Annotated in this window: 12 protein-coding genes; 8 read left to right on the top strand and 4 right to left on the bottom strand. The window is 63.4% G+C overall.

Annotated features, from left to right (window positions below; all coding sequences use genetic code 11):
• Window positions 1–131: 131 nt before the first annotated feature.
• Window positions 132–659, bottom strand: coding sequence for a protease adaptor protein RcdA (gene rcdA, locus AC0L2X_RS06350; RefSeq protein WP_473599429.1), 528 nt, complete (start codon window positions 657–659; stop codon window positions 132–134).
• Window positions 660–1,241: 582 nt separating this feature from the next.
• On the opposite strand from rcdA, the gene AC0L2X_RS06345 reads away from it, so the two are divergent.
• Entirely contained in the window at window positions 1,242–1,793 is a 552-nt protein-coding gene (locus AC0L2X_RS06345; protein ID WP_473599428.1) for a DUF2269 family protein, read from the top strand.
• A 40-nt stretch (window positions 1,794–1,833) separates the two neighbouring features.
• Here the strand turns inward: AC0L2X_RS06345 and AC0L2X_RS06340 are convergent, their stop codons facing one another.
• Window positions 1,834–2,604, bottom strand: coding sequence for a sulfite exporter TauE/SafE family protein (locus AC0L2X_RS06340; protein WP_473561888.1), 771 nt, complete (start codon window positions 2,602–2,604; stop codon window positions 1,834–1,836).
• A 94-nt stretch (window positions 2,605–2,698) separates the two neighbouring features.
• Window positions 2,699–3,148, bottom strand: a complete 450-nt coding sequence (locus AC0L2X_RS06335; protein WP_023678010.1) for an Lrp/AsnC family transcriptional regulator — start codon at window positions 3,146–3,148, stop codon at window positions 2,699–2,701.
• 132 nt (window positions 3,149–3,280) lie between these two features.
• Between AC0L2X_RS06335 and AC0L2X_RS06330 the strand changes: the two genes are divergently transcribed.
• The 3 genes from AC0L2X_RS06330 (at window position 3,281) to AC0L2X_RS06320 (ending at window position 6,023) form a co-directional block, all read left to right on the top strand.
• Window positions 3,281–4,165, top strand: a complete 885-nt coding sequence (locus AC0L2X_RS06330; RefSeq protein WP_473599427.1) for a DMT family transporter — start codon at window positions 3,281–3,283, stop codon at window positions 4,163–4,165.
• Window positions 4,166–4,342: 177 nt separating this feature from the next.
• The gene (locus tag AC0L2X_RS06325) at window positions 4,343–4,990 is read left to right on the top strand and encodes a thiamine phosphate synthase (RefSeq protein WP_473599426.1); all 648 of its coding nucleotides are present in this window, start codon (window positions 4,343–4,345) and stop codon (window positions 4,988–4,990) included.
• A 1-nt stretch (window position 4,991) separates the two neighbouring features.
• Window positions 4,992–6,023: a tetratricopeptide repeat protein gene (locus tag AC0L2X_RS06320; protein ID WP_473599425.1), complete on the top strand. Its 1,032-nt coding sequence runs from the start codon at window positions 4,992–4,994 to the stop codon at window positions 6,021–6,023.
• A 43-nt stretch (window positions 6,024–6,066) separates the two neighbouring features.
• On the opposite strand, the gene AC0L2X_RS06315 is transcribed toward AC0L2X_RS06320, so the two are convergent.
• A complete protein-coding gene (locus AC0L2X_RS06315; RefSeq protein WP_473599424.1) occupies window positions 6,067–7,083 on the bottom strand; it encodes a zinc-dependent alcohol dehydrogenase family protein in 1,017 nt (338 codons plus the stop codon).
• Window positions 7,084–7,195: 112 nt separating this feature from the next.
• On the opposite strand from AC0L2X_RS06315, the gene AC0L2X_RS06310 reads away from it, so the two are divergent.
• The 4 genes from AC0L2X_RS06310 (at window position 7,196) to trhA (ending at window position 10,447) form a co-directional block, all read left to right on the top strand.
• Window positions 7,196–8,053: a LysR family transcriptional regulator gene (locus AC0L2X_RS06310; protein ID WP_473599423.1), complete on the top strand. Its 858-nt coding sequence runs from the start codon at window positions 7,196–7,198 to the stop codon at window positions 8,051–8,053.
• A 138-nt stretch (window positions 8,054–8,191) separates the two neighbouring features.
• Entirely contained in the window at window positions 8,192–8,758 is a 567-nt protein-coding gene (efp, locus tag AC0L2X_RS06305; protein ID WP_292664037.1) for an elongation factor P, read from the top strand.
• 81 nt (window positions 8,759–8,839) lie between these two features.
• The gene (locus AC0L2X_RS06300; RefSeq protein ID WP_352504937.1) at window positions 8,840–9,640 is read left to right on the top strand and encodes an inositol monophosphatase family protein; all 801 of its coding nucleotides are present in this window, start codon (window positions 8,840–8,842) and stop codon (window positions 9,638–9,640) included.
• Window positions 9,641–9,739: 99 nt separating this feature from the next.
• On the top strand, window positions 9,740–10,447 hold the full coding sequence (trhA, locus tag AC0L2X_RS06295; RefSeq protein ID WP_473599422.1) for a PAQR family membrane homeostasis protein TrhA: 708 nt from the start codon (window positions 9,740–9,742) through the stop codon (window positions 10,445–10,447).
• The last annotated feature ends 87 nt before the right edge of the window (window positions 10,448–10,534 follow it).

Below are 10,534 nucleotides of genomic sequence, written 5' to 3'. Positions count from 1 at the left end.
ATATGAGCGCAAGCGATCCGATCAAACTATCCGAACCAATGCTTGCAAGCAGGGGGCCGTCCACATATGAGCACCGGAAGCGGAGAAAACGCCGCCAGATGGCCGCTGGAGTAGAGTTTCCAAACGGTCTCTCAGCCGCGGGCGAAAGCCGTGTTGAGCAGCGTGATCTGGTCGGAGACCGGATTGAGGCGACGGCTCGACGGCGGCACCTCGGCAAGGCCGCCATAGATCTCCTCGTCCATGCGGCGCACCAGCGCCTGCAGGCGCAACGAGCGGTTGACGAGGTCGATGAAATCCTGCGGCAGCTCGGCCCAGCCGGGCGCCTCCTCATGCGCGGAAGCAGTGTCGAGGCGCACCTTGGATTTTTCTGAGGCCACTTGATCGCGGGTCATCTCGCCGGAATTCGCCGCGCGCTGCAAAAGCAGCCACGAGGCGACCTGCATCAGCCTGGTGGTCAGCCGCATCGATTCGGCCGCATAAAGCGTCGCCGCCGGCCTCGACAGCTTCTTGGCCTCGGCGCGGCCCTTGCCATCGAGATATTCGGCCGCCTGCTCGACCAGGCCCATGCCTTCCTGATAGAGCGGCTTGAAGGATTGGGAGAAAACCCGGCGCTCCGCCAGCTTGATGGTTTTCGCGCTCGCCTTCGAAGGCTCGTTCATCGCTACGCCCCTGCACTTGCCTGACAGCCGGCCGATTCGGCTCTTGGCCGCCATATCCGGCAGCCTAAACGACTGAAGCTTGAAAATGCGCTTCGCTGCCAGCGAAGGCAAGCACATGTTTAACAAACGGTTAACGGCCGCATTTAGCCGGAAGGACGTCCATGCCGGCGAACAAAAAAAGAGCCGCGGATAAGGCGGCTCTCAGGAGTTTAACAGGGAGGCGTCAAACAAAGTGGCTCCAACCACTCGGTAAGAATCCAGATCACTGGATGGACATAGTAAACGCCTGTAAAGCTTAACGAAGCCTTAACGCGGGGCATATTTTTCGATCAAGCGCCCAGCATCTGTGCCGTAACAGCACAGCTGGCCGCCGAGAACGCCGTTCACACCACCGGCTGGACAGTGGGGGCGACGCCCCTGCGCCATGGTTTCCTCCAGATCGTGACCGACATACCGAAACAGATCCGCTCGCCGCGCGACATCGTTCCGAAACAGGCGCCACGCTAAAGGCCCCGCTCCTCGCAACGAGGCGGAGCAAACCTTGCGCTCCGGCAATCATGAAAATCTCTCAAGGAGCGAACAATGGACTGGTACTCGGCCGTTAAATTTCTGCACATCGTCTCGGCGATTCTCTGGGTCGGCGGCGGCTTCACGCTGATGCTGCTTGCGGTACGAGCCGACCGCGCTGGAAACGTCGACGGCATGCTGCAGGCGATGCGCGCCACCGGGGAGCTCGGCAACCGGTTCTTCGCGCCGATGTCGATGCTGACATTGCTTTTCGGCTTCATCATGTGCGGCTTCTGGGTCGGCTTTTCCGATCTGTGGGTGCTGATCGGCCTTGCCGGTTATGCGACGACCTTCTGCATCGGCATGTTCATCTTCAAGCCGACTGCCGACCGCATGGCAGGCATGATCGCCAAGGATGGCGTGACGCCGGCCGTGCTTGCCCAGGGCCAGCGCGTCCTCAGCGCCGCGCGCTTCGACTATTCGGTGATGCTGGTGATCATCGCAGACATGGTGCTGAAGCCGACGCTGCACGACATCACCATTCTGGGCTGCATGGCGTTCGTGCTGGCAACCGGCGCGGCGCTCGCGCTTGGCAGGACGCGGCCGCTGCTGCCGAGTGCCGCCTGAGGTTTAAGGAATCCGGCGGCGGCCGACAGGGGCCGCCGTCTTACAGGAGGCCGGCGATGCCGTCCCACAGAAGCTTGACCGCGACGACCGCTACGGTCGCATAGGTGAAGGGGTAGAACAGCTCCGGCCGCATCCGCCGCACCAGCCAGGCGCCGGCGATTGTCGACAGCGGCGCCAGCGGCATCAGCACCGCAGACGCGGTCAAATTGGTGGTATCGAACTGACCGAGCGCGAAATAAGGGATGAGCTTCAGCGCATTGGTGACCGCGAAAAAAATCGCCGCGGTGCCCGACAGCACCTTCGGATCGAGCCTGATCGGCAGCGCATAGACCTGAAAAGGCGGACCGCCGACATGGGCGACGAAGCTGGTGAACCCGGCAACGGTACCCCAGAAGCCGGCGGCGACGCGGTTGGGCTCCGCTGCGTGGCCGGCACCGTGACGGAATTGCAAATAGAGCCAGCGCAGCACGAAGATCAAGGCAACCGCGCCGACGATCAGCCGCACCATCTCTTCGGTTACAAGTGCCGCCGTCAGCCAGCCAAGGGCGATGCCGATCACGGCGCCCGGCATCATGTCGGCCAGCATCTTGCGGTCGAAGATGCCCCACCATGTCCACACCGAGACAATGTCCATCAGGCACAGAATTGGCAGAAGGATTGCGGCAGCCTGAACCGGCGGCATGGTCAGCGCCATCAATGGCACGCCGACAAAGCCGACGGCGCCGCCGAAGCCGCCCTTCGACAGGCCGACGAGGATGACGGCCGGAATGGCCGCGGCATAGAACCAGGGATCGACGAGCAGGCCTGACATAAGGGAAGGGAGGCTGGAGGGAAGTGATCTCTGGAATAGACCAGAAATGATCGGACCGCGACCGCAAATATGTGGGCCACGCCACCGAAACCCGTCACATGTTTGGCATGTCGAGCGGCGGCGGGCGTCTCCGGATCGGCTGCGCCTTGATGATGGCGGTGCTGGTTTCGGCCTTGTCGGCGATGCGGTCGAGAATCCCGTCGAGCTCGCCGATCGAGCGGACGAACAGCCGCGCAACGAAGCAGTCATCGCCCGTCACTTTGTCGCATTCGCCGAATTCGGGGATTTCCTCGATCAGCTTCTGGACGATGTGCAGCTTGCCCGGCAATGGCCGGATGCGAACGATCGCCTGCAAGGCGTAGCCGAGCGCCTGCGGATCGATGTCGATGGTGAACGCACGAATAACGCCGCGATCCTCAAGCCGCCGAAGCCGCTCCGAAACGCTTGGCGACGACAACCCGACCTGCAGCGCCAGTTCCTTTAGCGAAGTCCGTGAATCCTTGACCAGGATATCGAGAAGCTTTCTGTCGAGCTCGTCCAGCATTTTACAATTCCAAGAAAAAGCCGATGTTTACCTAATTAAATTAGGTTCATTCTGCATATCACCAGCTACAAGTCATGGAAAGGCCCGATTCGCCGTGGGATTATAAAATCTCAACGGGTTTCAGGAGCATCCATGGACAACACGGTACGTGGCACGATCGAAATGACGGCGGCGATGGCGATCCTCGGCACGATCGGCTGGTTCGTCGTCCTTTCCGGCCAACCCATCATGGACGTGGTGTTCTGGCGCTGTGCTTTCGGGGCGGTAACGCTGCTGATCATCTGCGCGGCCCTTGGGCTGTTGCGCGGCAGGCTGTCGCTTCGCATCGTCGCGATCGCGGCTCTCGGCGGGGCTGCCATCGTCATCAACTGGCTGCTGCTGTTCAGCGCGTTTTCTCGCGCATCGATCTCGATCGCCACGGCTGTCTACAACACGCAGCCTTTCATGCTGGTGGGTTTTGGCGCGCTCTTCTTCTCCGAACGCCTGACGGTGACCAAGCTGACCTGGCTCGGCATCGCCTTCGCCGGCATGCTGCTGATCGTGCAGGCCGCGCCCGATGCAGGCGATCATGGTACGGACTACTTTACGGGAATTGCGATGGCGCTGGCGGCGGCTTTCTTCTGGGCCGTTGCGGCTATCGTCACCAAGAAACTCAAAGGCACGCCGCCGCACCTGATCGCCCTGATCCAGGTCTGCGTCGGCGTCGTCATGCTGGCACCCTTCGCCAATCTCACCCAACTTCCCGTCGATGCGCGGAGCTGGGTCATGCTGGCGACACTCGGCATCGTCCATACCGGCCTGATGTACATCCTCATGTACGGCGCCATCCAGAAGCTGCCGACGCATCTGCAGGGATCGCTATCCTTCATCTACCCCGTCGTCGCCATCCTCGTCGATGTCATCGCTTTCGGCCATCGGCTGCATCCGGCGCAGATCGTCGGCGCCGCCGCCATCCTGGTCGCCGCCGCCGGCATGAATCTCGGCTGGTCGCTGTGGAAATCGAAGGTGCCTGCGTAGGGGCCGCAAGCGACCAGGCGAGGAGAATTTCGGCCAACGGCGATCACGCGCCGAGCCCCATGGAATCGTTGACGGCAATCGTGATCCGCCTGCCGCCTGTTCAATCCCCGCACTTTGCTCTATGCCGCAATGCAACCATCTTCGCCCGGCATAGGCGATAACCGGGATCGAACATCAATGAATGACGCAACGCCGCCCAACCGCTGCCGTATCGTGCTGATCGCGCCGCCGAACGTGCCTGCCGAGCGCATCGCCGCGGCCTTCGACGGCGGTGACGTCGCCTCGCTTATCCTGCCGGAAAACGGTATGGACGAGGCCTCTTTCCAGGCCTTTGCCGAACAGATCGTGCCGGTGGCGCAAGCGGCCGGCATTGCCGTCATCATTGCCGGCGACACCCGCATCGCCGGCCGCGTTCAGGCCGACGGCATCCATGTCGAGGTCGGCAAGGACGAACTCGCCGAAACGATCGAACATTTCCAGGCCAGGATGATGGTCGGCACCGGCGGCGCCAAGACCCGCGACGATGCGCTGGAACTCGGCGAGGTCAGGCCCGATTACATTTTCTTCGGCCGCTTCGGCTACGACAACAAGCCTGAACCGCACCCCCGCAACCTGTCGCTCGGGCAATGGTGGGCGGACGTTATCCAGATCTCTTGCATCGTCATGGCCGGATCCGATCTTGCCTCGGTAGAAGCGGTCGCCGCCACCGGCGCCGAATTCGTGGCGCTGTCCAGCGCCGTCTTCGCCGACGGCGTCGATCCGAAGATGGCGGTCGCCGCCGCCAACGCGCTGCTCGACGAAACCGCGCCGCGCTTCGAGGACTGACGTGCTCTCGCGGACAATCCTTTTCAGCGCCTTTCTCGCAACGGCCGTGACCCAGGCGATAGCGGCGGAACCCGTTCCGCTGCCGCAGCCCAGGCCGGATTCCAGCGAACCTGCCGACAAGCCGATCGCCGCACAACTACCGCAGCCCGCCACCACCGCCCCGCTGCCGTCGGCCGATACCATCAACCCCGACCGCTTCGGCGCAAAACCGTCCGACGCCGCCTACGGTGCCTTTCAGCGCGGCCTCTACAAGACGGCCTACAACCTCGCGCTTTCCCGTGCTCAAAACGGCGATCCGGCGGCACAGACGCTGGTGGCCGAGATACTGTCGCGCGGCCTCGGCGTGCCGGTCGACGCGGCAGGGGCGGCGAAGTGGTACGCGCTTGCCGCCGAGCAGGGCGTCCCGGAATCGCAATTCCAGTATGCGCTGATGCTGCTCGACGGCCGCTACGTCAAAAAGGACGAGAAGGAGGCCTATGCGCTGATGCAGGCCGCAGCCGAGGCCGGCAACCGCCTGGCGCAGTTCAATTTTGCGCAGCTGATGGTTGAACAGGAGCCCGGCGATGCCGGTATTGCCAAAGCCGTATCCTATTACGAGCGCGCTGCCGCGACCGGGCTTGCCGACGCACAATATGCGATGGCACAGGTCTACGCCAATGGCGCCGGCGGCAAGCCGCACGATGATGTCCGCGCCCGCGGCCTGCTGGCACAGGCCGCGCGGCAGAACTATGACACCGCACAGATCGATCTCGCCACCTGGATGATCGAGGGGCGCGGCGGCGCCCGCGACCTGAAATCCGGCTTCAACTGGATGAAGCAGGCCGCAGAAGGCGGCAATGTCGCCGCCCAGAACCGTCTCGCCAAGCTCTACATGAACGGCATCGGCACCGACCCGGATCTGATCCTCGCCGGCGCCTGGTATGTTGTCGCCCGCCGCGCCGGGCTCATCGACCAGGAGATGGACGATTTCCTGCAGGGCCTGACCGACGAGCAGACGCAGCAGGCGCTGCAACGGGCTAACCGCCTGCCCTGACCGCGATCTCGCGACTCATCGCACCCAGGCTCGTCAGGCGGGCTCATTGCGTATGATCGAGCACGACCTTGCCGAAGGGCGAGCCGTGTTCAAGGTACCGAAAGGCTTCGGCGGCCTGGCTCCACGGCACGACCCGGTCGATCACCGGTCTCAACCGGTTGACGACAATGGCGCGATTCATCGCCTCGAAGGATTCGCGTGAGCCCACCGGTATGCCTCGCGCCCGGACCTGCCGGCGGAAGATCTCGAGCGGGTTGATGGCGCCGTCACTGCCGCCGAGATAGCCGATGGCGTTGATCTGGGCGCCGCGCACCGCTGCCCTCAGCGATTGTGCGAAACTCTGCGGTCCGCCAACCTCGATGACATGGTCGGCGCCGCGGCCATCGGTCAATCCCAGCACGGCCGATGCCCAGTCGGGGACGCTGCGATAATTCACGCCATCCTGCGCGCCAAGTTGCTTTGCCCGTGCAAGCTTCTCGTCGCTGCTCGACGTCACGACGACGCGCGCCCCGGCAGCGGCGGCGAACTGCACCGCAAACAGCGAAACGCCGCCGGTGCCGAGGCAAAGCACGGTGTCGCCGGGTTTGACGCTGCCCTCCGTAAACAGCGCATGCCATGCCGTCACGCCAGCGCATGGCAGCGTCGCCGCCTCGAGGTCGCTCAGATTGACCGGCGCCAGCACCGCAGCCTGTTCGTCAAGCCGGGCAAATTCGCTGAGCAGCCCGTCGATCGGGCCGCCGCGTTGATAGGAGGGCTCGGCCATCGCGAAACTGCCGCCGACCCAGCGTTGCCAGAACGTGCCGCAGACCCGGTCGCCGATCTTGAACCGGCTGACCTCGGCGCCGATGGCAACGACTTCGCCGACGCCGTCCGACAGCGGCACCAGCGGCAATGCAAACTTCGTGTGATAGCTGCCGCGGACGATCTCGGCATCGCGGTAGTTCAGCGCCGTCGCCTTTACCTTCACAATCATCTCCTGGCGCCCTGGCTCGGGCATCGGCCGCTCGACCATTCTGAGGTTCTCGAGGCCGCCCGGGCTCTGCAATTCGATCGCTTTCATCGTCGTTCCTTTCCGGCTGGGTCCTGCCAGAGGAAAATCGCTTGCCATCCATCGGAATTCAAATTCATAATGTTCAGGATAATTATGCTTCTATGACATGTTCGGGTGCGTCGTGCTTGAAGAACTGAAAACACTGGCCCTCTTTGCCGAGGAGGGTTCGATTCAGAAGGTGGCGCAACGCCTGCCGTTGACGCAGCCGGCCGTCACCCGCCAGATCCAGCGGCTGGAGGAGATGCTCGGCACGGAATTGCTCGACCGCCGGCTAAAGCCGTCGCGACTGACCCCGGCCGGCTTAGAGGTGCTGGCACGCGGCAAGGACATTCTCGCCGCGGTCGACGCGCTGAGATCATTTGCCAAGGGCGACGAGCCGGAGGGCCTGCTGCGGCTCGGCCTCGCGCACGGGCTTTGCGACAAAGCCGTTGCCGCAGCCATTGCTGATGCCGTGGCGCGGTTTCCGAAGGTCTCGCTGCGCCTGAAGAGCGGCTGGAGCCTTGAGTTGGCCGACCAGCACAAGCGCGGACAGCTCGACCTCGCCTTCATCCTGGACGGCAGCAATTCCAAAGCTGGCGACGGCGTTGTCGGAACCGAGCCCCTCGGCATCATCGCTGCCGAAAACACCGGCCGGCAAGCCGACGTCAGGACCATGCCCTGGGTCCTCAGCCCTGAGCCTTGCGACGCGCGCCGGCGGCTGGCCGCTGCCCTGGCCGAGGGCGGGAACAGATTGATGGTCGGGGCCGAGATTCAGGACAGCGCGCTGCAGATCGACTGGGTTCGTCGAGGCCAAGGCCTTGGCCTGCAGCCCAGGCGGCTGCTGCGGGAAAAGCTGCCGGAGGGCATTGCCCTAGTCGACGCTCCCGGCCTCGAGCTGTCGCTGCGAATTGTCGTGCTGCGTTCGCCGCACCTGCATCTTTTGACAGAGGTCGCCGACGCAGTGACCGAGGCCGTCACCGCGACTGTCAGGGCGGACTGAGGCTGCCGCGCCGCGCTGCCGAGCCAGCTTCGTTGCCGCTTCATCGGAAGGCGCTCCTTGCCTCTGCTGGCGATTTGTGGTCTTGGAGGCGCCAAATCGCCCTTTGCGGCGATCATCTCATTTCCGGATCATCTCACCATGGCCAAGATCAATGGCAACGAAATCCGTCCCGGCAATGTCATCGAGCATGACGGCGGCCTTTGGGTGGCGGTCAGGACCAACACCGTCAAGCCCGGCAAGGGCGGCGCCTACAACCAGGTCGAACTCAAGAACCTGATCAACGGCACCAAGCTCAACGAGCGCTTCCGTTCGGCCGAGACGGTCGAGCAGATCCGGCTCGATCTGAAGGATTTTTCCTTCCTCTACGAGCAGGGCGACGCGCTGGTGTTCATGGACACCGAAAGCTACGAGCAGCTCGAATTGCAAAAGGAGTTCGTCGGCGATCGCGCCGCCTTCCTGCAGGACGGCATGATGGTGACGGTCCAGCTCTATGACGAAAGGCCGATCGGCATTTCGCTGCCCGACCAGGTGACGCTGACCATCACCGAGGCCGACCCGGTGGTGAAGGGCCAGACGGCAGCCTCGTCCTACAAGCCGGCGATACTCGAAAACGGCATTCGCGTGCTGGTGCCGCCGTTCATCGGCTCGGGCGAGCGCATCATCGTCGATACCAACGAAATCACTTACGTGCGCCGCGCCGACTAAGGCGTTATCCCAAAGAGTGGCAGACTTTTTGGATAAGAACATGCGTCAAGGCAAATAGGCGCAGCGACAGGAAGAACAACAATGGCGCGTTCCGCGATCCTCAATGTCATGGTCCAAGCCGCAATGAAGGCCGGCCGCTCGCTGTCGCGTGACTTCGGCGAAGTGCAGAACCTGCAGGTCTCGATGAAGGGGCCGGGCGACTATGTCAGCCAGGCCGACCGCAAGGCCGAAGACATCGTCTTTGCCGAACTGTCGAAGGCGCGGCCCGGCTATGCCTTCCTGATGGAGGAACGCGGCGTGATCGAGGGCGACGACGGCCAGCACCGCTGGATCGTCGACCCGCTCGACGGCACCACCAATTTCCTGCACGGCATTCCGCTCTTTGCCGTTTCGATCGCGCTGGAGCGCCAGGGCCAGATCGTCGCCGGCGTCGTCTACAATCCGGCGATGGATGAGCTCTATACCGCCGAGCGCGGCGGCGGCGCTTTCATGAACGACCGCCGGCTGCGCGTCGCCGGCCGTACCAAGCTGGTCGATGCGGTGATCGGCTGCGGCATGCCGCATCTCGGGCGTGGCCAGCACGGCAATTTCCTCATCGAGCTCCGCAATGTCATGGCCGAGGTCTCCGGCGTCCGCCGTCTCGGCTCCGCCTCGCTCGATCTCGCCTACGTCGCCGCCGGCCGCATGGACGGGTTCTGGGAAACCGGCCTGTCGGCCTGGGATGTCGCCGCCGGCATTTTGCTGATCCGCGAGGCGGGCGGCTTCGTCTCCGATTTCGCCGGGGGACAGGATGTGCTGAACGCCGGTTCACTGGTTGCCGGCAACGAACTCATCCAGCGCGCGCTGTTGAAAACTATAAAAAGGCCACTCTCAGCCAGCTGATAGAGGCACGCCGCGCTGAAGCGCCGCAGTCGCAAAACCGCAACCAAAGCTTGAAATACTGTCCCGCGGCCGCCCAGATAAGGCGACGCAGGATCATCGATGACGAACAGCCGGCCCCAATCCCAGAGCGAATTCTCGCAGCTCGACATTCCCTTCATGGGGCGCTGGCACTACTCGCGCGCCGAGATCATCGCCGACGGCATCGTCCACGCCGTGGGCATCGTGCTGGCGATCGCTGCCGGCTCGACGCTGCTGGCACTGGCCGCCTATCGAACCGGCCCCGGCGAATATGTCGCCGCCGCCTTCTATGTAGTCTCGCTGCTCACCGTGCTGTCGGTTTCGCTGGCCTATAATCTCTGGCCGGCGTCGTCGCCGGCAAAATGGATATTGCGGCGCTTCGACCATGCCGCGATCTATCTGCTGATCGCTGCGACCTACACGCCTTTCCTGGCCCAGCTCGGCGGCTCGCCGCTGGCCGTTTCGATGATCGTCCTGGTCTGGATCGCCGCGGCGGTCGGCATCGCCATCAAGGTCTTTCTTCCCGGCCGTTTCGACCGGCTGGCGATCGTCTTCTACCTGGCCATCGGCTGGAGCGGCATCGTTCTGGTGGAGCCGCTCGTGCGGACGCTGCCGGCTACATCGATCGCGCTCATCGTTGCCGGCGGCATCGTCTACTCCTGTGGCGTGATCTTCTTCGCCTGGAAGGGCCTGCGCTTCCACAATGCGCTGTGGCATGGCTTTGTCGTCACCGGCGCCGGCCTGCATCTGGCCGCCATGGTCGACTGCCTGGTCATCAACCGGCTTTGACCTCTGGTTGCGGACAGTGGCAATATTGCCAAGCGCCATTCAATTTCGTCACAATTCCGTTTAGAGTCGCAAACACAAATTGATCGG

It is taken from the genome of Mesorhizobium sp. WSM4828 (genome assembly GCF_055811175.1).
Note: the sequence above shows the minus strand (reverse complement) of the source record. Positions and strands in the feature narration are given on the sequence as shown.